This is a genomic window from Maridesulfovibrio zosterae DSM 11974, from assembly GCF_000425265.1.
Taxonomy (GTDB): Bacteria; Desulfobacterota; Desulfovibrionia; order Desulfovibrionales; family Desulfovibrionaceae; genus Maridesulfovibrio; species Maridesulfovibrio zosterae.
In genome coordinates this window covers 438240-464006 of sequence record NZ_AUDC01000011.1, presented here as the reverse complement: position 1 = coordinate 464006, position 25767 = coordinate 438240, and the positions used below count along the sequence as shown (strand labels likewise).

Sequence of the window (25767 nt, the reverse complement as noted above, 5' to 3'; positions counted from 1 at the left end):
CTTCCAATGTTCTTTATTATAAAAAATATAATAAAGAGACGTGCTAGTCTTATGAATCAAGTATGAAATACTCTATGGAATATTTTCGCATACGATTATGAATTGTGCCTCTGCTGACACCAAGAATCTCAGCAGCTTTTGTCTTATTTCCTCCTGCCTGTTTCAGTGCAGACAGCAGTTCCTGTTTTTCGTGAGGGACATTTATTTTGCCTATTTCCGGTGGCCATGTACATTTATTCTCTACAGGGTTTTCAATATGCGGCGGAAGATGGGAAGGTAGAATCGGGCCATCGTCCTTGACTACCCATGCATATTCAAGGGCACTTTTAAGTTCTCTGACATTACCGGGCCAATTATACTGCATAAGACATTTCATTGTTGCAGGGGCAGGGCCTTCTCCCTTTTCAAGGTGTACCTTGTTTTGAATGAAATGCTCAATCAGTAAGGGGATATCTTCTTTTCGTTCGCGCAGCGGTGGTAGATGTATAGGAATCACATTGATGCGGAAAAAAAAGTCTTCACGGAATTTCTTCTGCTGCACCAGGTGCAGCAGATTTTGATTGGTGGCGGTTATAAGACGGGCATCCATTGACAATGGCATACTTTCGCCAACCCTTTCAAAAGTGCGGGTTTCAAGCACCCGGAGTAATTTTACCTGTATAGATAGAGGGACATCACCGATTTCATCCAGAAAAATATCCCCGCCTGCCGCTTCTTCAAAACGGCCCTGCCTATGGCGATAAGCTCCGGTAAAGGCTCCCTTCACATGTCCGAACAGTTCGCTCTCAAGCAGGGCATCGTTTAATGCTGCACAGTTGAGTTGAACGAATGGTTTGCCGCTGCGGGGACTTAGTTCGTGAATGGCTTGCGCAGCCAGTTCCTTTCCAGATCCTGATTCACCGAAGATGATTACTGGAGCATCAGAGCGGGCTGCTTTTTTTATTAGTGTATATACTTTCTGCATTGCAGGGGAATTACCTATGAAACCACAGAACCCGATTTCATCGCGGTGCAGCTTCTGCGAAAGTTCACGGATGATAAGTTCCTTGCGATCAATCTCAGTTATATCGGTTAAGGTTTCCACAGCTCCAAGAATATTGCCATCTTCATCCTGAAGTAGAGATGCATTTTTAAGTACATGTAGATAATTACCGTTTTTACCACGTATGTGGCAGTTTTTACGGCTTTCTTTTCGTTTATTAAACAATCTACACCAGTGTTGTTTTCCTTCTGCCCGTGATCTCTGGCAGGCATCACATCCCAGAACTGAGCAAGGCTTGTTGAGTACTTCTCCTTTGCTAAATCCAGTCATGCGCAGCAATGCATCATTTACAAGCATTATAGTCCCATCTGGGCGGATTATGATTAGCCCGTCATTCATGGTATCTATAACTTCCCTTAAATATAAATTGATATCCTGTTCGGTCATGGTGGTATTTAATATTTTAAAAGTGTTGGTAATTAGATTTTATTAACACATTTGAACATATGTTTAAACATGTGTCCAATCAAGTGCTCCGTTTCAGGCTGATTGGTTTTAAATAATGATGAAAAGGTAGCTATAAAGTGTAGATCTATGTTAGTTATTAAAAGAATGGAATATTCAGGCATGAATTCTGCTTTGTGTCTCGTGAAAACGGAAAGAATCATAATGATGTAGAAGTAATAACGAGTACAGAATTCAGGAAGATTATATGACAGCTAAAAAAAATGGATTGTCTAGAAGGAATTTTTTGAAAGGGCTGGGCGCAGGAAGTGCGGCTATGCTCCTACCCTCTGTTGCAGGTGCAAAGAGCTCTGACGGCAGCGAGGAATTATGCACTTTACTTGATCTATCGCGTTGCGTCGGGTGTGGTGAGTGCGTTTCTGCCTGCAGTGAGTCAAATGCAGCTAAGTATCCTCAGCCTGAAAAAAATTATCCGAAAATGTATCCAACCTCGCGTGTGAAGGTTGAGGACTGGTCAGAAAAGCGTGATGTTGATGACCGCCTGACCCCATATAACTGGCTTTTTATACAGAGTGCGGAGGTTGAATACAACGGTGAAATTTATGAAGTTAATATTCCCCGCCGTTGTCTGCATTGTCGTAATGCCCCCTGTGCTAATCTTTGCCCGTGGGGCGCAGCTGGCAGACAGAAGAATGGTATCGTCCGCATTAATGATGATGTTTGTTTAGGCGGTGCAAAATGTCGTTCTGTTTGTCCGTGGCATATTCCTCAGCGGCAAAGCGGAGTTGGGCTGTACCTACGGTTGTTGCCTAAATTTGCTGGTAATGGAGCCATGTATAAGTGTGATCGCTGCTACGATAAAATTAATGATGGAAAGCAGCCAGCCTGCATAGACGTGTGCCCTGAAAATGTTCAGAGCATCGGTCCACGCAGTGAAATTATTGCCAAGGCACATGAACTGGCTGAAAAGAATAACTGGTTTATATATGGAGAGGATGAGAACGGAGGAACCAATACCATATATGTTTCTCCTGTTCCTTTTGATCTTTTAAATGCAGCAATTGAAAAGGGGCCCGGCAAACCTGGACTGGCTCCTGTGGCTGATTCGATGGCAGATGAGGAAAAGCTGGCTTACGCAGTCGGTATAGCTCCTTTTGCCGGAGTTGTGGCTGGAATTATTAAGGCTGGAAATTATCTTTCATCTTCAGCAGGGAGGAAGGACAATGAATAGTCGCCTCTTTGCCCGTTTTTTTAAGATCATTATTTTTATAATGGCTCTTACCGGTGCAGGCCAGATGCCTATTTTTAAACGGTATTATATTGCGGATATCCCCGGTTTAGGCTGGCTGGCTGATTTTTATCTTACCAATAAAATTCATTATCTATTCGGAGCTGTCCTGCTTTTTATGGCTATGTATCTTGTCACAGATTTTATTCTTGCCAGAAAGCAGTCTTTTAAGCTCACTGGATCAGGACTGTTGAGAGTCTCTTTATATGGGGCAGTTATGATCAGCGGAGTTTTGCGGGTGGTTAAGAATTTATCTGCTGTGACTTTTGATCCTTTCACCGTAATGCTTATCGATTGGACCCATCTTGGTTTTGCCATTCTTCTGGGTATTGCAGCTATTTATGCTTTCTTTAAAGGCCGTAGGCCATACATCTTTAGTTTACCGGAATTAAAACGGAGTGATACCCGTGTGTAGATATCCTGAGAGCAAAGTTTCCGAAGTGGTTTGTCAGCTGCTTTGGTCATATATAACTATGGAGGGTGGAGATGAGATTCATATGGAAATCAGTGCAGGTGCTGATTACAGTATCCTTTCTATGCACAAGTGCATTTGCTTCTGTGGAGACGGCTCCGGGTAGGGAAATGGCCCGTCAGGCCACCAAGGGGAAGGAGTTGTGGATTACCGCTGATCATTCTAAATTCGATGCATTAAAGCAGCCGTTTAAGAGTGGACCGGAAGTAACCAAGGCCTGCCTGACCTGTCATACTGAAGCCGGGCATCAGTTTCATAAGACCATACATTGGACATGGCTTGACCCTAGAGCAGAGAAAGAGCTTAAGGTCGGTAAAGGTGGTCTGGTTGTAAACAATTTTTGTATTAATATTCAGTCCAACGAACCAAGGTGTACCTCTTGTCACGCAGGTTATGGCTGGAAGAATAAGGACTTTGATTTCAAATCTCAGGAAAAGATTGACTGCCTTGTCTGCCATGAACAGACTGGAACTTATAAGAAGTTTCCTAGCGGTGCAGGAAATCCTCCTCCGCCTCCGGGTAAAAAGTTCGGTAATAAGTTTGTCAAATCTCCAGACTGGAATTTTGTTGCTCAGTCGGTCGGTCGTCCAACGCGCAGAAACTGTGGAACATGCCACTTTTTCGGTGGCGGCGGTGACGGCGTAAAGCACGGTGATCTTGATTCTTCTCTGCTTAAGCCGGGTAAGACATTAGACGTGCATATGGGAATGGATGGTCAGAACTTTGATTGTACCAGATGCCATACAACTGTAAGACACGAAATTGCCGGACGTATCTATTCAACTCCAGCAGCCACTAGTCGTAAATCTCTTCTTGAAGATGATCTAGGTGCAAAGATAATGTGTGAATCATGTCACAGTGCAAAGCCGCACAAGAGCGAGCTGGGCATGAAACTTAACGATCACACTGATAAGGTTGCCTGTCAGAGCTGTCATATTCCAACTTTTGCTAGAGAATTGCCCACAAAGATGTGGTGGGACTGGTCTAAAGCCGGACAAAAGAAGGATGGTAAGCCTTATGAGGTCAAAGGTGAATGGGGCAAACCTGTTTATATGACCAAGAAGGGTGATATGCGTTGGGAAAAGAATGTTGTTCCTGAGTATTATTGGTTTAACGGAACAATTGATACCATCACAGCCAAAACAACAATTGATCCTACCAAGCCTGTGCGTGTATCCATGCCAGTGGGAAGTATAGTCGATAAACATTCACGTATTATGCCTTTTAAAGTTCACCGGGGCATGACTCCTTATGACAAAGTAAATAAAAATATGGTTATCCCGCATCTCTTCGGTAAGGATAGTGCCGCTTACTGGAAGGGGTATGATTGGACAAAGGCCGTAACTGCTGGGATGGAGTACGCAGGACTTCCTTTCAGCGGAGAGGTTGGATTTGTTGAGACTGAATATGTTTACCCGACTACTCATATGGTGGCACCTAAGAATAATGCTCTTGCCTGCGAAGAGTGTCATAGTAAACAGGGACGTCTGGAAAAGTTGACTTGTTTTTATATGCCCGGACGTGATGCCTCCAGTATAGTGGATGCCGGTGGTTGGTTTGTGGTAATTGCTTCTGCTGTAGGTGTTATCCTGCATGCTCTTGGACGGTTATTCATCAAGGGACGCAAGGAGGACTAGTCATGACCGCACAGAATATGAAGAAAATATATCTATATTCCCGTTTCGAGCGTTTCTGGCATTGGACACAGGCCATTCTCATTTGTCTGCTTATGCTCACCGGTATGGAAGTGCATGGCGTGATAACCTTTATGGGGTTTGAAAAGGCCGTTGATCTGCATAATACACTTGGTATCAGTTGGCTGATTCTATTCGTGTTCATTATCTTCTGGTTACTTACAACCGGAGAATGGAAGCAGTATATTCCTACCTCAAAGAAGCTGTTCGCTGTAGCCATGTATTATGCCTCAGGTATTTTCAAGGGAGAAGCACACCCTGTCCAGAAGAGCGAGGATGCTAAACATAATCCTTTGCAACGGTTAGTCTATCTGGGACTTTCTGCAATCCTTCTTCCTTTGCAGATGGTTACCGGGCTGTTGTACTGGACATATAATGACTGGCCGTCCTACGGGCTTGATTTTTTAAGTCTTGAGGTCGTAGCAAGTATTCATATGGGGTGTGCTTTTGCATTGCTTGCCTTCTTGATAGTGCACATCTACATGACCACCACAGGGCATAACATAACCGCACACATTGCCGCTATGTTCAGTGGATGGGAAGAAGTTCCTGAAGATTACAAGGCGGAAGATTGGGAAGTTCACAAGAAGTAGGTTGTAGGTTTTCAGGAATGAAAGGTTCATTATCAAATGAGCAAACCTCCTGGTGAGAGGCGAGAATCTTGATCCTTAAATTGTAACCTGATGTTTTTATAAAGAATGGGTAGATACTGATAACTTATCAGTGTCTACCCATTTGTTATTTATTATAGTTTTGTTTTGAAATTGAAATTTTAAAGTTTATTAATCTATCCCAGCCCCATTCCCGGTTTCATTTCTTGGCCCGTGAGTGTTGTTTCGTATCCGCCAAGCTTGTTGATAGCATTTTTTACCTCATCTGATTTAATCAGGTTGATAAGTGCTGTCATACGTGGATCATTTAAATATTTACATGGTATTACAAGATCATATCTTTCATGGGCCAGTGGAATAAAGTCTAGATCAAGAGCTTTGGCAGCAGCAAATATTCCCAGACCGCAATCAGCCGCACCTGTAAGTATATTGGCGGCTACAGCCATATGGGTGTACTCTTCGCGACTATACCCCATGATTGTATCTGGGTTAAGCCCTGCCTTATTCATGTGGTAGTCAAAGAGAATTCGTGTCCCGGCTCCTCGCTGACGGTTAATAAAATTTATGTCACCATTACCTAAGGATTCTATCCCTGTAATTTTTTGTGGATTACCTTTAGGAACGATGAATCCCTGATGGCGGATAGCAAGGTTTATGACGTTTACTTCAAGGTCAGGCAGGTATTTGTGCAAGAATGGGAAGTTGAAATCCTTAGATTCAGGATCGAACAGATGAGCACCTGCAAAAAGAGCCATATTGTTTTTTAGAGCTGTAAGTCCGCCCATGGAACCGGCGTGAGTTGAAACAAGGCGTAGTGGAGTCTTTGCACCCATAAGCAAGTCACCGAGCAGGTCTATCGTATTGTCATGGCTTCCGACGTGCATGATAATCTTGTCCAGAGCAGCCCGTTTGGAGAAAAGCTCTACTTCTATGGTGTCGTTTAATTCAACTCCTTCGCTGTCTGCTGCAATACGGGTAAACCCTTGCGCCTTAGTCAGAGTTGTAATCATTCCCGCTCCTCTTGAGAGTGGAACGCCAATATGTTCTTCACCTACTTTACCTACAGCAAGTCTGACAATTTCTTCCAGTCCTGGTTTAGATGGAGTTCGACGGGCAAGTCTAACCTGTACTTTAGTGCGCTCCGGGGCATTTTTACTTGAGAGCCATGAAATTATCGGTGTCAATACGTCTTCAAAACATACGACAGCACTGACCGGATAGCCCGGAGCACCGACTAGAAGTTTTCCTCCTGCCGTTCCGAGTACTGTAGGCTTTCCGGGCATGACTGCTATGCCGTGCACAAGTAATGTGCCTACTTTTTCAAAAACCCTGCTGGTAAAGTCTTTACTTCCAGCAGATGATCCAGCTCCCACAACAACTATATGTGATTCTTCCAGAGCTTTGCTTACAGCTTCCAGAAGAAGATCTTCTTTGTCGTTAACTGGTGCGGTTGCTTTGAATTCAATATCAATTCCAGCCGCTAATGATTTATATACCTGCGAGTTGGATTCAATGACCTGTCCAGGTCTAGGGGTGGGGCGATCCGCAAATGGAAGGATCTCATCTCCGGTAGGAATGAAGGTCATTCGTACTTTTTCATATACGTTTAAGTCAAATATTCCGGCAGAGAGCAGAGCTCCGATGTCAAAAGATGAAATTGTGTGGTTGCGCGGCAGAAGCATTTCCGTGGCAACAATATCTTCTCCTATCCTGCGAACATGCTGCCATGGGAAAGCAGGTGTTTCGATGATTATTGAATCACCGTTATCTACGATATGTTCTATCATGATGACAGCATCCATACCATCAGGAAGGGGATTTCCCGTGTTTATCGGAATGCATTTATCATTTTTAATAAGGCTTACCGGCTGTCCTTCACGGGCTGTGAAAGTTGTATTACTTTTAACCGCATATCCATCCATTGCCGCAGAATGATATGTCGGGGAAGAACAGCGGGCTGTTACAGCTTTTGCCGTAACTCTTCCAAGAGCCTCATGTACGGGAATGATTTCTGTCTTTATCAGTTTCTCCCTATCAAGAGAGTTGATAGCCGTAGCAACAGCTTCTGGAACAGGTATTGTTTTTAGATAAATATTGCGGTCACTCATGATATGATTCCTTTTTATATTAACCAGACATTAACTATGTTTCCGGCGTAAAAGCCTTCCGTATCAGCAGGGATAATCATTAAGCCGTCAGCCTGAATCATTGTCTTGAGCAGTCCTGATTTACCATAGACAGGACTGGCAAGTGGAATACCTTCTTCGCGGGAAGTTAATTTCATGCGTACGTAATCTTCACGGCCAGGCTTTGAGACTGTGTTTTGTTCTAGTTCTGCCTGTATAACTGGCCGGTCAGAGGTGGAAAAAGCATTCTTCTGTCCCATGAGATGGCGGATAAATGGCATGACTAAAGATAGCATAACCACTTGTACTGAAGTTACCTGACCTGGAAGACCAAGAACAGGCTTATTACCTGCTTTGCCTAAAATTGTAGGTTTACCGGGGCTTATAGCTACCCCGTGGGCAAGTATTTCCGATTCAGGCATTGATTCGATTGCCTGAACTGTAAGGTCACGCATTCCAACTGAGCTCCCTCCGGAAAGTAGTACCAGATCATTTTCAGATATGGCTTTTGTAAGTGTCAATTCCAACTTTGGCAGCTCATCATGTACAATTCCATAATTTACTGCCTCGGCTCCGGCTGAGGAAACAAGGCAGCGCAGAGTGTGAGAATTAACATCTCTGATAGTTCCGGCCTTTTGGGGGAAATCTATTTCGACAAGTTCATCTCCTGTGGAGATTATGCCTACTCTTGGCTTCTTGCGGATTGTAACTTCTTTAATACCCAGTGCAGCAAGCAGTCCTACATCTTGAAAACGGATTCTATGTCCGGCTTTAAAAATAACGCTTCCTTTGGCTGCATCTTCTCCCTTAAGCATGGTGTGCTCGCCGGGAACAGAAGATTTGCGTATCTCTATAGTCCCTGATCCAAGTTCCTGAGTATGCTCTACCATGACAACTGCATCAGATCCATCGGGCAGAGTTCCTCCAGTGGGAATGGAGGCACATTCACCTGATTTCAGAGTAAAGCTGGGAGCTTCATCTACGCTGAGTTTAGCGCAGCATTCAAGGTAAGCCGGATTTGTCTCTGACGCTCCGAAAGCATCACTTGCATTGACGGCGTATCCGTCCATACAGGAACGATTTACAGGTGGCAGGTCTTCCGGGGAAACAATATCATTACCCAGCACCAGTCCGAACGCATCTGCAATAGGAATTTGTGTCAGTTCTGTTGCCTGAAAAGTTCGAAGTAATAACTCAAATTCTTTTCTGCTGATGATATTAAAAAAGTCGTGATTCATTGTTTTAACTGCCGTTTTTTATTTTAATTTCAATTTCTCCCGGCACATAACCTTTAAGCTGCTTCAACATGGCTGTGATTCCAGCAGAAAGAATATCAGAAACAAAGGGGTTAAATCCTAGTTCTGCCCCATTACAGGTCACGCTCATTTCTCCGGACATTGCCTTGCAACCGGAAATTCTGGCCTTGCCGGTGAGGATATCTGCTACGAAATTCATGCAGAATTCGCGGCCGCATTCGCCGCAGTTGAGGCCCGGAAGTATAAAACCTTTGTCCATAACCATGTCAGCCAGTTTTTCGATTTCTTCGGCTGATGGAGGATTTTCGCGAGTGCAGGCTGGAACCTGTTCAAGAGCCAGTTCTGGATAAAAATCTTTATCATCGGCATCCTCTCTGACCATGATTATTCGTGGCAGCCAACCTACTTTATTACCACCTTCCATAATTATTACATCAACGCCCATGAGAGGAATAAGGTCCTGCACTGTCCTCTCAGCATTCCATGAGACAAATGACTGTGAAGGGGAATATGCCGCTACAGAAGCTGCAATTCTTTTATATTCTTCGGTATCAGCTCCTTCTGCACCATCAAAGCCATGGTGGGAATGTTTCACCACTCCGACTTTAAGTCCTTTTGCTGTAAGATTTTTTACTAGGGCCAGCCCTAAAGTGGTTTTTCCTGTTTTCTTCTTTCCTACAATGGCAATAGCTTTCATAAGATTATAAGCTCCTGTTTAACCGACAACTTCAGTTCCGATCCCGTTTTTGGTGAAGAGTTCAAGCAGTACGCAGTTTTCAACCCGTCCATCGATAATGTGTGCTTTTTCAACACCGGAGTGAACAGCTTCAAGGCAACAGCTCAGTTTTGGGATCATTCCACCTGTTGCAACACCGGAATCAATTGCTTCAGCCGCTTCACGGCAGCTCATAGAAGAAATAAGATTTTTGTCAGCATCAAGCAGTCCTACGACATCAGTCAGCAAGTGCAGGCGTTTTGCTCCCATCGCTGCCGCAACAGCTCCGGCAACCGAGTCAGCATTAATGTTGTAGGTTGATCCTTCTTCATCTACTCCGACAGGAGCAATTACGGGGATAAAGCCGTCTTTTTGTAATGTTTTAATCAAAGTTGTATTTACTTCGGTGACTTCACCGACTTTTCCCAGATCTATAATTTCCGGAGCTTTTGCCTCTGATTCAACTACCAGTTCTTTTTTTTCCGCTTTAAGCAGCATACCGTCTTTGCCGGACAGTCCTACAGCTTTACCACCGTTAAGGTTGATGAGGTTGACAATCTGCTTGTTAACCTGTCCGACAAGAACCATTTCAACTACATCCATAGTTGCTTCATCTGTAACCCGGTATCCGCTCTTAAATTGACTGTCGATACTTAATGCGCTGAGCATTTTTTGAATTTGAGGGCCGCCGCCATGTATTACAACCGGATTGATTCCGATGTATTTGAGCAGGATTATATTAAGAGCAAAAGCGCGCTTAAGAGCCTCATCGATCATGGCATTCCCGCCATACTTTATAACAATTGTTTCTCCGTAGAATTCTTTTATGTAAGGCAGTGATTCAATAAGAAGTTTGGCTTTTATAATATCTCTGTCCATATTCATTGTATGATGTACTCCTGAAATTTATTTGTGAATCATTTAAGTTCTGTCTCTTTATGCCCTGACAGCTATAATTTAAATTGACTCCAAGGGAAACCCTGCGGCTTTGCACCTTTTCAGAAAGAGAGTGATGGTTTCCTCTAGAAGATTTTCTTCCCAAACATGGAAATATGTCTAAATACAATGTAATCCCCATGATCAATCTAGGGCAATGACACTATTTAACATGATAGATGGTAGAACTGTAATCCTTTTTAATTATGTCATATTTGCAATAAAAAAGGCGATAAATTTTGAATCAATATCAAAATTTATCGCCTTAAATGACAATCGTAAGACTTAGTTACGCCGACTTATATTTTAAATTCTTGTTGTTGCATAACTTTTTTAGGCTATTAGTGAATTATTCACCGATAGGCAGAATAGTACGTCCATGTACTTCATTTATAACTTCAGCCATAGCAAGGTAGAAAGCAGATGCACCGCAGACGATGCCTTCATAGCCTGCAATTGTACCTATAAGGGCATTGTGTGTGAAGTCACGGATAGCAAGCAGGTAGAAGAGTATAGTAAGTGAAAAGAAAATGAACTGAAGAACTTTATTGCTTTTAAGAGTTCCAACGAACATGAACAGGGTAAATGTTCCCCACATCACCAGATACCAGGCCATAAAAGCATGAGGAGTTGCTTCAGTCCAGCCAAGTTTAGGCATGACTATAAGGGCAACGAGTGTCATCCAGAATAGTCCGTATGATGTAAATGCTGTTGTACCGAAAGTATTGCCTTTTTTAAATTCCATCACTCCTGCAATGATCTGGGCAATCCCGCCGTAGAAAATTCCCATGGCAAGAATCATGGAACTGATGGGGAAAAAACCGGCATTGTGAATATTGAGTAAAATAGTCGTCATTCCAAAGCCCATAAGCCCTAGAGGTGCGGGATTTGCGAGTTTTGATTCCATTTTGTTTCTCCTTAAAATGATTCATTAAAAAACGCGCTACACCATAATTACCATACTGTTTGTCAAAATGGCAGCGAATAGTCAAAAAAAGACTTCATGAACGGGGAAGGTGTTTTTTAAATTGATAGTGAATACTCATTCAATTATGGTATGATGTAAATTAAATCAAGTCTAAAGTTGTCTTATGTATGTAATATAGTTTGTTATGTCTTTTATGTTGTAAAATATGACTGAGATAATTTATTTTCTTGAATGTTCATATAGCTTTGGCTGTGGTATGACTGAGTAATTCCGTATATTGCAGGAGTACATGAATTTGATTACAAAGAAATTAGCAGAAATAAATTTTATCATCTGATTAGCAATGGAGATTGTTGATGGACCAGAATAAAAGACGAAGAACCCGCGTAGAAGCCGGTTTCACAGTAATGTTACATAAGGATGGAATTGACACTGATGCTGAAAGTCACAATCTAAGTTTAAAAGGACTTTTGTGTGATCCTGTCGAGCAATTCAAAGTAGGAGATGACTGTGAAGTCTCTATTCTGCTTTCTGAAGAAGCTGTGATTAGAATTGAGGCAATTGTTGTCCGGTCAGATTCTTCAGGATTGGCTGTTGATTTTCATTCTATGGACGACATGAGTTTTACTCATTTAAGAAGGCTTGTTCAATTTAATTCAGATGATGCAGATTCAATAGACAAGGAGCTTACTTCACCCGCTTTTGATGTTTAATTTTAATCACTGGTATACATAATGTTGCAGGTTTAAATATACATATCTCGTAGACCCGGGCAAATTTCTTTGCCCGCGGTGCCGAAATTCCACAATCCATAAGTCTGCAATAAATATGGAGTGGGTTGAAAATATGTTCTAAAAATCTTTTAATGCCAGCTTTCATTTTTTTAATTTATGTTTTTTTGTTAAAAAATAATTCTACTCATTTAAAACGATTGAAAATTGTACCTAAATTTTTATTTAGTCAACTGTTGCCGATATAATACAACTACTGCAGTGGCTCAGCTTCAAATCCTTTCAGATATTTTATTGTTATTAAGAACATTGCTAATGCGATGACTGCACCTGCGTAAAATACTGCATCTAATTTAAATCCAGCATAAACCAATCCCATTAACAGCGGGGCAAGTGTCTGCCCTAAACGTAGCAGCATTCCATTTATAGACATAAAAATAGCCCGTTGCTCCATGGGGGCAATTGCGGTTAGCATGGACATTGAATTCGGCATGTTTAATCCTTGACCCAGACCGAATAAACAGACTGGAATAATACACCACAGTGCTGAACCGGCAGAAGGCATTGCGATCATGGAAGCTGCGTACGCAAACGCCGAAATTGCAATCATAGTCGGCTGGGATATAAAATGAGCCAGTCTCCCAAGCTGTGAAGCTGCAATGGCGGTGATAAAAGATGCACTTGAGATAACAAACCCGATGATTAGCGGGGATGCTGCAAAGTGTGAATTCATAAGTACCGGCAGGTAGGTTATGATTGGTCCGTATAGAATAATGAAAGTAAGCAGGGAAATAGCAAAAAGGCTGAGTACCTCTTTATTTTTCATACTGGAAATAGCTGCGCTCAAATATTTTTGGAAATTGCCGTCAGATTTAGGTTCTGGATTGTCCAGTTTGAAGGCCACTATCCATGCCAAAGGCAGGGCTAAAAGCGAAAGTAGAAATGGTGCCTGCCATCCCAGCTGAGCAAGTATGCCACCTATTGCCGGGAAAATAGCAGTCCCCATGCTAAGTACTCCGGCATTTAAGCCCATTGCTTTAATACGATCTTTTCCGGAAAACAGATCACCTATAATGGTCAGGTTGATAACTCCAATGGCTGAAGCTCCGACTCCTTGAATCAGGCGCAGCCATAGAAGTGAACTATAACTGCTGGCAAAGAAACATGCTGTCCCAGCTGTTCCGAATAACAGCAGTGACGGTATAAGAATTTTTTTCCGTCCCAACCGGTCTGCAAAAATACCGGCTAGGGGGGCAAAAAAGATTCCCGGCAAAGTAAAGAGAGTGAAAATCATTCCTACAGATGAGGGGTGAAGTCCGAATTTATTTATTATTAACGGAAGGGCGGGGATAATACTTGAAACCCCCATTATGGCTATAAGTGTTACAAGAAAGACAATTTGAAGGTTTTTATCTTTATAGAGAGCTTTCATGGGCAGTTGATTCCTTTACAGATCTATTTGTGAGAAGCGAAAGCTACCCCCAAATTAAGCGCTACGCAACCGCAGGAGATGCTCAAATTCAAACTTGATGAAAAAAAATATGGAATTTCAAATCCTTGTCGGGTAATAATAGGGCATATGTTTAGATTATACAGACTTTTTAAAACAAGCTCGTCCAAATTTACCGTGCTGCTGGGCTTTTTAATCGTGCAGATTTTTATAAGCCCTATTGCTGGTTCTTCATTATTCTGGCAGCAGATAATGTATTTTTACACTTATCTGGTGCTGCTTTCTGCTGTAGCGGCCATTATATCTAATCGCTTTAAATTATATACATATTTAGCTTTATATGGTGCGTCGCTACTTGGCTCTATAATGTTTTTCAGGACTGGTTCTCTATTCTGGCTGGCGACAAGTGAAGCATCGGATATGTGTATGCTGTTTATTGCAATTTTAGGGATACAGAAATTTATGTCCAGGCAACTACGGGTAACCAGAGATTTAATATCCGGAGCAATCTGTATTTATATGCTGGCAGGATTGGCATGGGGAGATGCTTATAGTTTATGTGAGATATTTAAACATGGTTCTTTTTCAGGCATAGATCTGAATAAAAGTATTTTTGTCATTCGCAGTAGCCTTACCTATTTCAGCTATATGACCATGTTGACCGTTGGATATGGTGATATTATTCCTGTATCTCTTATGGCAAGGTCTCTTACAATACTCGAAGGATTATTTGGTCAAATGTATCTTGCTGTTTTTATAGCTGGAACTATCGGTATGTTTTTATCACAGCGCAATGGAGAAGAGTTACCTCCCAAAGATTGGAAGGATTAATTTGTTTTTAACGAGATTATATTTGAGCTGTATTGTCGTTTAAAGTTTTAACCTTCTTTATATGATATTGTATCTATCTATAATGTATGGATTACTTGAATAGCTTTTATACAATACGTCAAGACGATAAAATAAAAAGCGGATAGACTATGGAAGTCTATCCGCTTTTTGAGCTTTATAAATTTTTAAAATTTCATGTATTATGTGCTGGATATTTTTAGTCCGATCAGCAGTACATTATTGTTGCTTAAATTTTTGAAAAAAGCTTTAAAGCGCTGCATCCAGCAGAAGATTGTTTCTGTGAATAGCTTCCGGGTATGAGCATTTACCTAGAATTGATTTGATTTCAGAGGATTTAACACCCATTATCTTACGCATATCATCAGAGCTGTAGCATGTAAGCCCTACTGCCAGTGATTCCCCGTCACGGCTAACAACTCTTACCAGTTCGCCAGCCTTAAAATTTCCGTTAACATCAGTAATACCGGCTGGTAGCAGACTTTTTCCCCCGGCTGATAATGCTGTTTTAGCACCACTGTCAATTATGAGGTCACCTGCGGGGTCACAATGGTAGGCAAGCCAGTACTTGCGGCGTGAAACTGATTTATCATCAGGAACAATCCATGTACCGCACTCTTCACCATTAAACACTCGTTCAATGATCATCCGTTCTTTACCTGCCAGAATCAGAGTAGGTACACCAAGTTGTGCAGCTCTATTTGCAGCTCTCATTTTGGAAAACATTCCACCTGAACCGACAGCTGTCTTACCATCACACATAGCATCAAGATCAAGGTCATGAATGTTTTCAATGCAGGTAATCGCTTTTGCATCAGGATTTTTATCAGGATTTTTATCAAAAACACCATTTGCAGAAGTCAGATTGATAAAAAGGTCAGCTTCTACAACGTTCAGGATCAGACTTGCAAGGGTGTCATTGTCACCAAACTCAAGCTCTTGAACTGCAATTGTATCATTTTCATTGATAATAGGAATGACACGCCAGTCCAGAAGTCTTGATAGCGTGTTGCGGGCATTGAGAAAACGTTTACGTGATTTAAGGTCATCACGAGTAAGCAGTACCTGTGAAGTCACCAGGCCGAAACGGCGAAAAGTCTCATCGTACTCGTGCATGAGTCTTGACTGTCCGATAGCTGAAGCAGCCTGACGTGCAGGTAGATCATCCAGTTTAACCGCGGAAGGTATGGAGTTTCGTCCTGCAGCAACTGCACCGGATGAGACAAGTACAATATCAACACCGCGCTCATGCAGAGTCGCCAGTTGATCAGCCAGTCTACATATCAGCCCGAGGTTGATACCTTCTGATGTGGTAAGAACTGCACTGCCTATTTTTACGACAATGCGTTTTGCATCCTTAAGCGTCTGAATCCTGTTGTTCGTCTTGCTCATCTGCTTCCTCTTGATTCATTTCGTTGAATCTGTTCCACATATCACTTAGGAGTTCGTCTACTCCGTCGCTGTGGAGGGCGGATATAAAATAAATTTTCTGCCCTGCTTCTTCTGCCTTAGCCTTTATAGTTGCAAGGTCTTCTTCAGAAAGCAGGTCAATTTTATTAATAACTCGAAGCTGGGTTTTTTCTGCCATTTCATCATCGAATATGCGCAATTCTTCATCGAGCATTTTGAAGCCTTCAAGAGGTTCTTCAATGCTGAGGTCTTCTGCACTTAATATATGAACTAGAAATCTGGTACGTTCTACGTGCTTGAGGAATCTATGACCCAGCCCCATACCCTCACTGGCTCCTTCAATAAGCCCTGGAATGTCAGCAATGACCAGCTTATGACCAAAGTTGTCATCCACAACGCCGAGATTTGGTACAAGAGTGGTGAAAGGGTAGGCTGCAATTTTAGGTTTAGCAGCTGAAATTTTTGAAATAAAAGTTGATTTACCTGCGTTAGGCAAACCGAGTAAACCTACATCAGCTATGATTTTAAGCTGTAGGCGGATACGTTTTTCTTCGCCGGGAAATCCATCTTCTGCCTGACGCGGGGCCTGGTTGGTCGAAGATTTGAAATGGATGTTACCACGTCCACCATCACCGCCTTTGCAGACGACAACCTGGCGGCCTTCTTTGGTTAAATCGGCAATAAGTTTTTCAGTGCCGTCTTCTCTGTCCACTTCGTAAACAAGAGTTCCAAGCGGGAGATCTATGATAAGATCATCCGCAGCTTTCCCATATTTGTCACGGCCCTGTCCCTGCATTCCTCCTCTTGCTTCATAAACTCTTTTGAGTCTGAAGTCATAGAGAGTCAGGAGTTGGGAACTTCCTCGCAGAATCAGGTCTCCGCCTTTACCGCCATCACCTCCGCTGGGGCCTCCTTTAGGGATATATCTTTCCCTGCGGAATGCCACACATCCGTTACCGCCCTTACCAGAGCGTACAGTAATCGTTGCTTCATCAATAAATTTCATAACAAATACCTTTTAAGAAGGATGTACTGTGCGTTTTAGACAGCTAATTTTGTCTTCAAAAAAGTTCCAATGAACATTTCTGAATGAGACATGGTATAGGTTTATAGAGTGTTCACAACCTTACAAAGGATATGAATTATATCACCTTATTCTAGTGGAAAATTTTACTTTGGACCAGACAAGAAAAGGCAGGGGACGCATATATAATGCGACCCCTGCCCGAAGAAAAGCGTTCGCCTAAAGTTTAGGCTTCTGCAGGAACGATGTGTACTCTGGTTTTAGTGCGGTTGTTGCGTACATACTTTTCGTATTTTACAACACCGTCAACCAGTGCAAACAAGGTCCAGTCTTTTCCGGTACCAACGTTTTTACCGGGGTGGATTTTGGTTCCAACCTGGCGAACTAAAATGTTGCCAGCCAGAACTTCCTGACCGCCAAAACGTTTAACGCCACGTCTTTGGGCGTTACTATCGCGACCGTTTTTCGAGCTACCGCCCGCTTTCTTATGAGCCATGATTAGCCTCCTTAGTAGGAAATGTCGTCAAGCTTAAGCCTGAATGGCTTCAACTTTGATTCTTGTAAAGTCCTGACGATGACCCTGTTTGGTCTGAGAGTCTTTCCTGCGTCTTTTTTTGAAGACGATGATCTTTTTATCACGACCGTGTTCTACGATTGTGCAGGATACTTTCGCACCTTCTACATAAGGAGCGCCGATTTTGACGTCTTCGCCCTGACCGATGAGAAGAATTTTATCCAGATCGACTTTTGTGCCTGCTTCAGCGTCCATTTTCTGGACATTGAGTTCCAGACCTTCTTCAACGCGGAACTGCTTGCCGCCAGTCTCAATTATTGCATACATTTTAACTTACCTCCGTCACGTAAGAGAGGGGAAGATATTCGTATACTGCTATAAAAGTCAAGCTGTAATTAAACTTTTTTTGCAGAATTTGAAAGTGTGCCCGCTAGCGTGATTACAGGAGGCGCGCTTCCCTTATTATTTTGGATTACCGGACAGTTACGTCCCATGCATTCCTTGTTGGAACGCATTTGGTCGCACACTATATGCGTTTCTGCCGTAAGACGCAAGCCCAGAACTTCTTTTGAAACTTGCGATGCCGCTTTCAGGGCGAGCCATGAATCACGCTGGCAGCAGCGAGCTGCTTCTATCTCGGCAATATATTTTAACGCCGTTAGAGTTCCTTTTTGAATTGTCGACCTGCGTTGCGGTGTCAGCGGGGTGGCTTCAAGTATGGCGCTCATCGCAGCACCAACTCCTATGGCAGCACCGCATACGCCCATAAACCCGCAGAATCCACCAGCTACTTTTGCTCCGCGTGAAATGGCAGTTTCAATAACTTTGTTATCAATTTTGCCTCCACTGTTACGGTAGGATGTAGTAATTATACCCGGAACAAGCGCATGGTGCTCTGGACCGTGCATCGGGATTGCCGGATGTCTCCGAATTTTTTTCAGCAGTTCTATCATATCAGTTTCTGTACTGCTTTTCAGTAGATGGGGGAGAACTTCCATTCCATCTTCACTGTGACATTTATCGCATACAAAATGACCGCTGGTGCAGTGGGCGTTTGCTTCGCATTGTTCTCCGCAGAAAACACATTCCATCTGTTTATATTCAGTAAAATATTTCAGGTCATTTCCACAAACCATACATCCAGTTGAGTTTTTGATCGAAGCATGTTGATGCTTATTTTCAGGAGATGGTGTTGCCAGCTTTGTTAATTGTTCCTTTTCTGGCCTGTCAAAAGAGTCCGGAGTGGGGCAGCAACAGGATGAGCCTATTGAAATATTGTCAACAGCCCCTTCTTTATTAATAATGAAGAGTTGATCACCTAGCAGTTGAGCTTCATGTTCCTGCAAATGCACTACAGAACCAGGGATGAGCAATTCACCTTCAGATGTTATTGCTGTGGCTGCTGGTCCTCTATATATGGTTTTAATTTTGTCTGTTATTGCTGGTTTATAGGCAGAAAAAGTCAGGGAATAAAATTGGTGTCCCCCAACTGTTCTATATGGAAACCGTTTAAGCATCGTTACGGATTCAAATCCGGATTCTTCAAGAAGCCCTATAAGATTCTTCTGAGTCTGCGCTCCTGCAATGCATTCTCCGTGCAGGGTGTCATCGTTCCGGATTTCAGGTCCGGGCTCAGTTTCACAGACAACATCTGAAATGGTTAACCTTCCTCCTGGTTTAAGTATACGAAACATTTCGGCAAATGTTTTGCGTTTGTCGGCAGAAAGATTGAGTACACAGTTAGAAAGAAGTAAATCGGCATCATTGTCATTTATTGGCAAAGCTTCAAGGTAGCCTTTGCAAAATTTCATGTTATCGTATCCCAGTTTACGGGCAACGAAAGTCTGGCCTTCCCTGGCATGTGCCAACATGGGATCAAGCATGTCTACACCTGTTACTCTTCCTCCGGGGCCGGTTATTTTTGCGGCAATAAAACATTCTATGCCGCGACCGCTTCCAAGGTCCACAACATGTTCACTTACTTTGATTGCAGCATCCATGACTGGAGAACCACAGCCGTAGCCTCTGAATCTGAATTTTTCAGGGATATGAGACATAAGTTCTGGATCATAACAGGCTGGGTTTAAGATATCTTCTTTGGCAGAATCTGCTGCCTCTGTATAAAAATCTTTGACCACTGCAAGGCTGTCTTTTCCGGCAACAGCAAGCAGGCAATTAGTGTGTGTCAGTGCCACCGGGCCGTGTCCTGAGCATTTATCAAGTTTATCACCCATTTTGAGTAATAACTTTGCTGTATCATGATGCGTAGATTCGGCAGCCTTTTCAGTGACAAGCTCCAGAGCAAGCTTTTCATACAGAGGGGCGTAAGGGTCGTTCCCTGTAAATTTATTGCTGCTCATGTAGCTGTGATCAGTGTCACCGCCACCGAGAAGAAATTTGAAAGGGGTTTCAATGTCCTTGCAGCTTGTCGCCCGCAGCTCTGATAAAACTTTACTTCCTTTCCATGACAACTCAAGACTTTTTGAAATAGGTGTTGCAAGATCATCAATGCCCACAGTCGCAGCTGAGGGGTAGATCCTGTTATCAGGTCCGATTGCCAGAGATTCCCATCCAGCCGTTGATCCGTCATGTATAGTTCCGCATGGCGCGAATATCATGTTTTTAACTGCTTCGATATTATCGATGGCAACACCTGTGCGATTGCCGGCTTCTTTTGCTTCAAGCAGATTTTCGTATATTGTACTGATCTCTGCGAATTGTTCTGATTCACCTCTTCCACGTACAAAATACCACATAAAATGGACGTTTGATGCACCCTTTTCTGCAGCAAACTCTACAACACGTTTCATTTCAGTCACGTTTGTTTTGTTTACACACATGGATATGGTGAAAGGAATTTTTTCACCAGCAAGCCAGCCCAGTGAATTTTCAAGGGCGGAAAACATTCCTTTGCCCCTGATTTTATCATGAGTTTTACCTATCCCGTCTACGCTTATTTGCAGATGGCATCGGTTAAAATCATATCTATTTTGTGAGAAGAATTTTTTAACGGCAAGGCCGTTGCTCAGGATGGCTACGTGACTGCCGTCAATTTTAAGCATGCGGTTGATGATTTCATGGGCGCCTTTATGAATCAGAGGTTCGCCACCAGTCAACGCGAACATTTTACAGCCTAGTTTTTCCGCTTGTTCTGTCAGATTTAAGACCTGATCAGTGGAAAGTTCCTGTTTTTCTTCGGGAGAAGAGGAAAACAAACAGTGCTTGCAGGTCATATTGCAGTTATCTGTCAGATGAAACCAGAGTTCACGCAGAGTGTCTGTTTTTAGCAGTTCTGAACGTCCCGGGTATTTATGCGTGGCTGCGTCAGGTAAGCGCATAAGAAAGCGGCGCTCTTCAATATTAAGCTGGCTGTCTGGATTTAATTGCAGCTTTTTTAGTAAGGAATCTCCTGCCGGTGTGGGAATAAACCAGTCTGGAGATTCAGGTCTTAAATATACTGAATAATTGTTGTGTGTGACTTTCGTCCACTCGGCAATATTGAATTGCAAATCCTGATCTCCTTGGAGTGATAAATCATATATTATGAAAATTGTGTGTAAAGAATAAAGATAGCCTATATCTAGTACTCATATCAAGGCCCTTGCCAGAGTCATAACATGAACATCTTTTGCTCCGGCATCGCGGAGTGTGCGGGCACATTCATTGGCAGTAGATCCTGTTGTGAACACATCATCTATTAATAATATTTTTTTTTCTCTAACCAGATTCTGGTCAGCGATAAAAGCATCCAGTAAATTTTCTCTACGTTTTTTACCGGAAAGTCTGGACTGGGGAATAGTCTTTCTGATTCGTATCAGAGCCTTGTCTGAGAGAGTTGCTCCGGTTGCTGCTGCAGCACCTAGTCCAAGTATTCTGCTCTGGTTAAAGCCGCGCATGCGCAGGCGGGAAATGTGCAGAGGAGTTGGAATAATTAAGTCCGGGTGATTTTTTTCAGAGATTGTAGAGCATAGTTCGGTGATGAAGCTTTTGAAGACAGAATTGTAACCAAAATTATCGTAAAACTTCCAACTCAGGATCATATCACGAAGTAATCCTTCATAGACTCCGTAAAAATATATACAACTGAAATGATAAGGTTTATTATGACATGATATACATTTGTGTGTCAGATCATCAGTTGGGCAGAGTTTAATGCCACAGTTCTGACAGATATTTTTCGGTTTCGGTATAATTTTAGACTTGCATTCAGAACATAAAAAAAAATGACTACAATGGATTTTTCGGCAGACAGGACATCGTTTGACTTTAAAGTTTTCAGATATTGTCTTTAGAGCGTAAACCGGAGAAAAGTGAGACAGAAGTCCTCGGATCATTAACTCAATCTTCTGTTAAATTTATTAATAATCTGAAGCAGTTCATCTTTCTTGATAGGCTTTAGTAAGAATGAGTTATATCCTGCGTCAAGACAGCTTATCAATAGGTCCGGGTTATCTCCTGTAGTCATAGCTATGATAGGAATAGCTATTCCGTTTTTTCTTGTTTTACGTACGACATCACGACCATCCATCTCCGGCATGTGCACATCCATAAATGCGAGATTAAACCTACCTGTTTGCAGTTTTTGCAAAGCCTCAGTTCCGGTTGTAACATATTCCGTTTCAATACCTAGCTTGCTGATATAGGTTTTAAGTACCAGTCTTACAGGGCGGGAGTCTTCGGCTATTAGAAGTTTTATTTTGGAGAAGTCACTATTAATCATCGCTTATATTCCTGATCCAGGCCTGTTTTCCCGCTGCAATTAATTCAGTGCATTTTTCAGGATTATTTTTCAGGTCTTGCGGGGTATCCAATCCTTTAAGAGTTATTGTCTGGTTGAGCTCAGCTTTGAAAAATTTCATAAAGAACTTAAGAGAAAGTTCCGCTCCTTCAAATAGTTTTTCACCTTTTGGCCTACCCGCAATGAAACATGCATATGCCGGCCTAACATGAAGAGACTCTATGATGGGGGAAGAATTTACCATAGCTTCAAAAGCCCATTGCCCTCGATCAATGAAAGTTTTGAACCTTGATGGAAGGTGATAGAAATAAATTGGGGATGCAAAAAAAGTAAACGGAGCATGTATTATTTTATTATATAATTTTTGTGCATTATCTTTATCTGCAAAAATGCACCGATGATCTTCGGCTGTCCTGCATTTTAAGCATCCTGTGCAGTGATTAAAATCCATATCGCCGAGGTAGATTATTTCACCATTCCCCCCCGCACTTCGTATCCCTTCCAAGAAAAGGGTGGCAGCATAGTCACTGTTTCCTTTTCTGTGGTGGCTGCATGCAAAAATTACGGGGAGTTGATTCATATTCTTATTTATTTTTATTGTAGACAGGTTTGACTCTGTAAAATCTTGCTCGAACATGATTATCTTCAGTCTCAGTTACAATATTCCATTCAGGCAATATTTCCAGTTGGTGATACAGCTGTTCAACCGTCTCTTTATCGACAAGAGCGGTTACTTCATCTGTTCTGGCAAAACGGAGGTACCAACCTACCTCCAGTCCCACTCCTCAGCATTTATTTCGAACATCAACAACTTTATGTTCACTCATTATAGAACTCCTTTTATCTAATGGCGACGAAGTGTAGTTTCTTTTTTATGAGAGTAGAATTATATAAGATGTTTATGTGTAATATAATTTATAAGAAAGTGAAAGCTGCATGTACTCGCTGAATAAATAAAAAAAGGTCTTCAACTGAAAGACAGTTGAGGACCTTAAATATTTAAATTTCGTTCTGAATTAAATCTGCATACCGCTGAAGAACGGATTATGATTTTTTTCTTCATTTACAGATGTAACCGGACCGTGCCCTGAAAGCAGTTCTGTTTCTTCAGGCAGGGAGAAGATCTTCTGTTTTACTGATTGCATAAGTTGTTCTGTGTTGCCGTATGGGAAGTCTGTTCTTCCTATTGAACGGCGGAAAATGAGGTCTCCAACAAATGCTGTTTTGAGCTCTGGAAAATAAAAAGTCAGACTGCCTGGTGTATGTCCCGGGGTGGCAAATATTTTACATTCCAGACCAATAAATTCTGTGTCACCTTCAGTTATGTCCTCATTTTCAAATGGCGTGACAGTTGGTAAGCCCATCATTCCACCCCGCCCAACTTCGGTATCCATCAAGATAAGATCGTCAGGAGAGGCATAAATAGTTTTTCCTGTTGCCTCAGCAAGAGGCTGGTTTCCATAGATATGGTCAAAATGCAGGTGAGTGTTAAGAATGCGATCGAGTTCAACACCACTGTGCTTCAGATATTGAATAACCTGAGCAGGGTCACCCCCCGGATCAATTACTAATGCTTTTTTGTCGTTAACCACTACATAACAGTTGGTCTCAAGTGGACCAAGCGGGAATACCCTGATTTCCATTAATAATCCTCCAGTATTAATTCAGAAAGTTCTTTACGTTCGGAGCTGCCTTTCTGATCAGGATGTCCGGCAGCAATAACAACTTGCAGTTCATATTTTTCATGGGGAAGGTTCAGTATATCCAGAACCTTTTGTTCCTGATTAAGTATTTCCCCAAGCCAGACCGTACCAATTTTAAGAGAGTGTGCAGCCAGCATCATATTTTGGATACAGCAGCCAACCCCCTGATGGTCTTTAACTTCATTGTAAGTACTATCCTTGTCAAGGAAGACACAGATCAGTATTTTTGCTGACTTAATGATATGACCGTATTTTGTGCATTCAGAAAGCAGTGTGGCACGGGGATCATCTTTATGGATGATAAGAAAGCGCCATGGCTGATTATTAAGTCCACTGGGGGCCCAGCGTCCGGCTTCTAAAATAGAAGTCAGATCTTCACGTGAGACAGGCTCATCTGTGAATTTTCTGATTGAGCGTCTTTGAACTAACGCTTCAATAACAGGATTAGAGGTATTCATTATAAATGTCCTATCTGGTTAAAAAGGCACGCCTCGGAAAATGTTTATTTTATTCACAGCCTTATCAAATTCTTGAGGATTAAGTTCTTTATTCAGGTCATTATCAAATTCATTGAAGTTTGTTTTTAACTGAATTGCTTCCGCTTCTTTTTCATCAATTTTACCATCTTTGTTTATGTCAGCTTTATCAAAGGAAGGTATCGGTTGTCTGATTTCGTAATTCTCAATGATAGCACACGTTATGTGGCGTCCATCTATATCCATATTGACATCAATATAGGCTCCAGGTTCGATGTACAGTTTTGTGCACGTATCTCCCGACCAAAGATTGAGACCTTTTTTGTCTTCAAGGGCCAGTTTTATCTTTGCTTTGTCGTCTTTCTTGTCAAAGCAATCCTTATTATAAAGTGCGTTGCAAGTGCAGTCGGCGATAGTTTTAGGTTTTATACGTCCGAACTTGTAATCATTTGATTTTCCCCACACCCGGATAACACCGTCAGTATGGTTGATTACAGTAAACATTTTTTCTGATGCTAAAGAATAAGAAACAGTAAGCAGTAGTAAGGCCGACAATATAAATGCAATTCTAACTAGTCTTTTCAGGACCATATTTTCCCCCAGAGTTATTATGTTGTCCTGTTTTTAAGCATAGACGGGCTTAAATGCAAGAAGCAGATGTATAACAAAAGCCCTTCCATATTTAAATAGAAGGGCCTTTGGGTGAAAGCTTCAGTGAGTGGTTGTTCTTATATAGATTAAACCAGTTTACCAAAAGAAAGAATGATGTTCTTGCGGAAAGTACGGTTTTCCCAGACAGCCTTAGCTCCTTCATCAGCAATTTCCTTAGCCAGAATTCCGCGAAGTTCTTCTTTCTGGATAGTACCAAGATGAAGTTCGCTGATATCGCCGAGTAGATCCAGCGGATCTGTGTAGTTTGCTGGAAAAGGTTCGCTTTCGCTATCTTTGCAGAAGAAACATATTGTTCCTGAGTGGTAGTTACCAGAGGCTTTTTTTACGATGTCTGTCATTTGTTTGTTCTCCATATTTGCGAATTGCTTCCCTAAGGAATGCCCTGAAGCAGTTCGCCCTGATATTTTGTTTTGCAAGAGTTGTGCAAAGCAAAATTTTCCTTATCCGGGCATTTTAGCGGCATCTGTTTTTTAGGTGGGATCGCAAGTATCCATAAATCATCCCACCAGAGTTTTCGGCAAATGCGCCGATCCCTCATAAACTAAAAAGGCATTTCCATAACTGGAAATGCCTTTTTTGAAATTATATTCAAAACCTTCTCATGGGCCCCTTAAGTGGGGAGGCGTTGGCACCTTGCCATTAATAACGGCAGGTTGCCGGATGGTCTTCAGGCCAGTTCCCTCGCATCCTCGACATGAGTCTCTTCTTTTTGAATCAAAGAACTATT

At 42.2% G+C, this 25767-nt stretch carries 25 protein-coding genes and 1 riboswitch; of the genes, 6 read left to right on the top strand and 19 right to left on the bottom strand.

The window, feature by feature from the left end; genetic code table 11:
• Positions 1 to 49: 49 nt before the first annotated feature.
• A complete protein-coding gene (locus H589_RS0106355; RefSeq protein WP_027721247.1) occupies positions 50 to 1429 on the bottom strand; it encodes a sigma-54 interaction domain-containing protein in 1380 nt (459 codons plus the stop codon).
• A 265-nt stretch (positions 1430 to 1694) separates the two neighbouring features.
• On the opposite strand from H589_RS0106355, the gene H589_RS0106350 reads away from it, so the two are divergent.
• The 4 genes from H589_RS0106350 to H589_RS0106335 all read left to right on the top strand — a co-directional run bounded on the left by H589_RS0106350 (position 1695) and on the right by H589_RS0106335 (position 5494).
• Complete coding sequence (locus H589_RS0106350) at positions 1695 to 2678, top strand: 4Fe-4S dicluster domain-containing protein (RefSeq protein ID WP_035075203.1); 984 nt, start codon at positions 1695 to 1697, stop codon at positions 2676 to 2678.
• Entirely contained in the window at positions 2671 to 3150 is a 480-nt protein-coding gene (locus H589_RS19315) for a hypothetical protein (protein ID WP_051249658.1), read from the top strand. Before H589_RS0106350 ends, H589_RS19315 begins: the two co-directional genes overlap by 8 nt.
• A 71-nt stretch (positions 3151 to 3221) precedes the next feature.
• The gene (locus H589_RS0106340; RefSeq protein ID WP_027721245.1) at positions 3222 to 4844 is read left to right on the top strand and encodes a tetrathionate reductase family octaheme c-type cytochrome; all 1623 of its coding nucleotides are present in this window, start codon (positions 3222 to 3224) and stop codon (positions 4842 to 4844) included.
• 2 nt (positions 4845 to 4846) lie between these two features.
• On the top strand, positions 4847 to 5494 hold the full coding sequence (locus H589_RS0106335) for a cytochrome b/b6 domain-containing protein (RefSeq protein WP_027721244.1): 648 nt from the start codon (positions 4847 to 4849) through the stop codon (positions 5492 to 5494).
• Positions 5495 to 5688: 194 nt separating this feature from the next.
• Here H589_RS0106335 and H589_RS0106330 read toward each other — a convergent pair whose 3' ends face one another.
• From H589_RS0106330 to satP, 5 genes are all read right to left on the bottom strand, one after another.
• Complete coding sequence (locus H589_RS0106330; RefSeq protein WP_027721243.1) at positions 5689 to 7620, bottom strand: molybdopterin biosynthesis protein; 1932 nt, start codon at positions 7618 to 7620, stop codon at positions 5689 to 5691.
• Between the two features lie 14 nt (positions 7621 to 7634).
• The gene (locus H589_RS0106325) at positions 7635 to 8876 is read right to left on the bottom strand and encodes a molybdopterin molybdotransferase MoeA (protein WP_027721242.1); all 1242 of its coding nucleotides are present in this window, start codon (positions 8874 to 8876) and stop codon (positions 7635 to 7637) included.
• Positions 8877 to 8880: 4 nt separating this feature from the next.
• Entirely contained in the window at positions 8881 to 9591 is a 711-nt protein-coding gene (locus H589_RS19310) for a molybdopterin-guanine dinucleotide biosynthesis protein MobB (RefSeq protein ID WP_035075199.1), read from the bottom strand.
• Between the two features lie 18 nt (positions 9592 to 9609).
• On the bottom strand, positions 9610 to 10488 hold the full coding sequence (gene argB, locus H589_RS0106305; RefSeq protein WP_027721240.1) for an acetylglutamate kinase: 879 nt from the start codon (positions 10486 to 10488) through the stop codon (positions 9610 to 9612).
• Positions 10489 to 10894: 406 nt separating this feature from the next.
• A complete protein-coding gene (satP, locus tag H589_RS0106300; protein WP_027721239.1) occupies positions 10895 to 11452 on the bottom strand; it encodes an acetate uptake transporter in 558 nt (185 codons plus the stop codon).
• A 377-nt stretch (positions 11453 to 11829) separates the two neighbouring features.
• Between satP and H589_RS0106295 the strand changes: the two genes are divergently transcribed.
• A complete protein-coding gene (locus tag H589_RS0106295) occupies positions 11830 to 12186 on the top strand; it encodes a PilZ domain-containing protein (RefSeq protein ID WP_027721238.1) in 357 nt (118 codons plus the stop codon).
• 271 nt (positions 12187 to 12457) lie between these two features.
• On the opposite strand, the gene H589_RS0106290 is transcribed toward H589_RS0106295, so the two are convergent.
• The gene (locus tag H589_RS0106290; RefSeq protein ID WP_035075196.1) at positions 12458 to 13636 is read right to left on the bottom strand and encodes an MFS transporter; all 1179 of its coding nucleotides are present in this window, start codon (positions 13634 to 13636) and stop codon (positions 12458 to 12460) included.
• Between the two features lie 78 nt (positions 13637 to 13714).
• Here H589_RS0106290 and H589_RS0106285 point away from each other — a divergent pair, with 78 nt between their 5' ends.
• Positions 13715 to 14485 carry a potassium channel family protein gene (locus H589_RS0106285; protein WP_245577051.1) on the top strand — a complete coding sequence of 257 codons (771 nt, stop codon included), beginning with the start codon at positions 13715 to 13717 and terminating at the stop codon, positions 14483 to 14485.
• 267 nt (positions 14486 to 14752) lie between these two features.
• Here H589_RS0106285 and proB read toward each other — a convergent pair whose 3' ends face one another.
• The 12 genes from proB to H589_RS0106220 form a co-directional block, all read right to left on the bottom strand.
• Positions 14753 to 15895 (bottom strand): glutamate 5-kinase, encoded by a 1143-nt coding sequence (gene proB, locus H589_RS0106280; RefSeq protein ID WP_027721235.1) that lies wholly within the window; start codon positions 15893 to 15895, stop codon positions 14753 to 14755.
• Positions 15861 to 16919, bottom strand: a complete 1059-nt coding sequence (gene obgE / locus H589_RS0106275; RefSeq protein WP_027721234.1) for a GTPase ObgE — start codon at positions 16917 to 16919, stop codon at positions 15861 to 15863. Before obgE ends, proB begins: the two co-directional genes overlap by 35 nt.
• A gap of 244 nt (positions 16920 to 17163) precedes the next feature.
• Positions 17164 to 17433 carry a 50S ribosomal protein L27 gene (gene rpmA, locus H589_RS0106270; RefSeq protein WP_027721233.1) on the bottom strand — a complete coding sequence of 90 codons (270 nt, stop codon included), beginning with the start codon at positions 17431 to 17433 and terminating at the stop codon, positions 17164 to 17166.
• A gap of 33 nt (positions 17434 to 17466) precedes the next feature.
• Entirely contained in the window at positions 17467 to 17778 is a 312-nt protein-coding gene (gene rplU / locus H589_RS0106265; protein ID WP_027721232.1) for a 50S ribosomal protein L21, read from the bottom strand.
• A 68-nt stretch (positions 17779 to 17846) separates the two neighbouring features.
• Entirely contained in the window at positions 17847 to 20960 is a 3114-nt protein-coding gene (locus H589_RS0106260) for a DUF5714 domain-containing protein (RefSeq protein WP_027721231.1), read from the bottom strand.
• A gap of 78 nt (positions 20961 to 21038) precedes the next feature.
• Entirely contained in the window at positions 21039 to 21491 is a 453-nt protein-coding gene (locus H589_RS21055; protein WP_245577050.1) for a ComF family protein, read from the bottom strand.
• 293 nt (positions 21492 to 21784) lie between these two features.
• Entirely contained in the window at positions 21785 to 22171 is a 387-nt protein-coding gene (locus H589_RS0106250) for a response regulator (RefSeq protein ID WP_027721229.1), read from the bottom strand.
• Positions 22164 to 22826 (bottom strand): flavodoxin family protein, encoded by a 663-nt coding sequence (locus tag H589_RS0106245; protein WP_245577049.1) that lies wholly within the window; start codon positions 22824 to 22826, stop codon positions 22164 to 22166. The genes H589_RS0106250 and H589_RS0106245 overlap by 8 nt, the downstream gene beginning before the upstream one ends.
• Positions 22827 to 23205: 379 nt before the next feature.
• Entirely contained in the window at positions 23206 to 23832 is a 627-nt protein-coding gene (locus H589_RS0106235) for an MBL fold metallo-hydrolase (protein ID WP_027721226.1), read from the bottom strand.
• On the bottom strand, positions 23832 to 24350 hold the full coding sequence (locus tag H589_RS0106230) for a nitroreductase family protein (RefSeq protein WP_027721225.1): 519 nt from the start codon (positions 24348 to 24350) through the stop codon (positions 23832 to 23834). The genes H589_RS0106235 and H589_RS0106230 overlap by 1 nt, the downstream gene beginning before the upstream one ends.
• A gap of 18 nt (positions 24351 to 24368) precedes the next feature.
• Positions 24369 to 24959, bottom strand: a complete 591-nt coding sequence (locus H589_RS0106225; RefSeq protein ID WP_027721224.1) for a hypothetical protein — start codon at positions 24957 to 24959, stop codon at positions 24369 to 24371.
• A gap of 146 nt (positions 24960 to 25105) precedes the next feature.
• Positions 25106 to 25378, bottom strand: a complete 273-nt coding sequence (locus H589_RS0106220) for a hypothetical protein (protein ID WP_027721223.1) — start codon at positions 25376 to 25378, stop codon at positions 25106 to 25108.
• Positions 25379 to 25636: 258 nt separating this feature from the next.
• A riboswitch (SAM riboswitch) is annotated at positions 25637 to 25741 on the bottom strand.
• Positions 25742 to 25767 lie beyond the last annotated feature (26 nt).

Excerpts from the sequence above, each read along its gene's own strand:
- rpmA (WP_027721233.1), bottom strand. The coding sequence starts at position 17,433 with ATGGCTCATAAGAAAGCGGGCGGTAGCTCGAAAAACGGTCGCGATAGT.
- H589_RS0106330 (WP_027721243.1), bottom strand. The coding sequence starts at position 7,620 with ATGAGTGACCGCAATATTTATCTAAAAACAATACCTGTTCCAGAAGCT.
- H589_RS21055 (WP_245577050.1), bottom strand. The coding sequence starts at position 21,491 with ATGATCCTGAGTTGGAAGTTTTACGATAATTTTGGTTACAATTCTGTC.
- rplU (WP_027721232.1), bottom strand. The coding sequence starts at position 17,778 with ATGTATGCAATAATTGAGACTGGCGGCAAGCAGTTCCGCGTTGAAGAA.
- H589_RS0106355 (WP_027721247.1), bottom strand. The coding sequence starts at position 1,429 with ATGACCGAACAGGATATCAATTTATATTTAAGGGAAGTTATAGATACC.
- H589_RS0106295 (WP_027721238.1), top strand. The coding sequence starts at position 11,830 with ATGGACCAGAATAAAAGACGAAGAACCCGCGTAGAAGCCGGTTTCACA.
- obgE (WP_027721234.1), bottom strand. The coding sequence starts at position 16,919 with ATGAAATTTATTGATGAAGCAACGATTACTGTACGCTCTGGTAAGGGC.
- H589_RS0106290 (WP_035075196.1), bottom strand. The coding sequence starts at position 13,636 with ATGAAAGCTCTCTATAAAGATAAAAACCTTCAAATTGTCTTTCTTGTA.
- H589_RS0106335 (WP_027721244.1), top strand. The coding sequence starts at position 4,847 with ATGACCGCACAGAATATGAAGAAAATATATCTATATTCCCGTTTCGAG.
- H589_RS0106225 (WP_027721224.1), bottom strand. The coding sequence starts at position 24,959 with ATGGTCCTGAAAAGACTAGTTAGAATTGCATTTATATTGTCGGCCTTA.
- H589_RS0106340 (WP_027721245.1), top strand. The coding sequence starts at position 3,222 with ATGAGATTCATATGGAAATCAGTGCAGGTGCTGATTACAGTATCCTTT.
- satP (WP_027721239.1), bottom strand. The coding sequence starts at position 11,452 with ATGGAATCAAAACTCGCAAATCCCGCACCTCTAGGGCTTATGGGCTTT.
- H589_RS19310 (WP_035075199.1), bottom strand. The coding sequence starts at position 9,591 with ATGAAAGCTATTGCCATTGTAGGAAAGAAGAAAACAGGAAAAACCACT.
- H589_RS0106325 (WP_027721242.1), bottom strand. The coding sequence starts at position 8,876 with ATGAATCACGACTTTTTTAATATCATCAGCAGAAAAGAATTTGAGTTA.
- H589_RS0106350 (WP_035075203.1), top strand. The coding sequence starts at position 1,695 with ATGACAGCTAAAAAAAATGGATTGTCTAGAAGGAATTTTTTGAAAGGG.
- H589_RS0106220 (WP_027721223.1), bottom strand. The coding sequence starts at position 25,378 with ATGACAGACATCGTAAAAAAAGCCTCTGGTAACTACCACTCAGGAACA.
- H589_RS0106250 (WP_027721229.1), bottom strand. The coding sequence starts at position 22,171 with ATGATTAATAGTGACTTCTCCAAAATAAAACTTCTAATAGCCGAAGAC.
- H589_RS0106235 (WP_027721226.1), bottom strand. The coding sequence starts at position 23,832 with ATGGAAATCAGGGTATTCCCGCTTGGTCCACTTGAGACCAACTGTTAT.
- H589_RS0106230 (WP_027721225.1), bottom strand. The coding sequence starts at position 24,350 with ATGAATACCTCTAATCCTGTTATTGAAGCGTTAGTTCAAAGACGCTCA.
- H589_RS19315 (WP_051249658.1), top strand. The coding sequence starts at position 2,671 with ATGAATAGTCGCCTCTTTGCCCGTTTTTTTAAGATCATTATTTTTATA.
- H589_RS0106245 (WP_245577049.1), bottom strand. The coding sequence starts at position 22,826 with ATGTTCGAGCAAGATTTTACAGAGTCAAACCTGTCTACAATAAAAATA.
- proB (WP_027721235.1), bottom strand. The coding sequence starts at position 15,895 with ATGAGCAAGACGAACAACAGGATTCAGACGCTTAAGGATGCAAAACGC.
- H589_RS0106285 (WP_245577051.1), top strand. The coding sequence starts at position 13,715 with ATGCTCAAATTCAAACTTGATGAAAAAAAATATGGAATTTCAAATCCT.
- argB (WP_027721240.1), bottom strand. The coding sequence starts at position 10,488 with ATGGACAGAGATATTATAAAAGCCAAACTTCTTATTGAATCACTGCCT.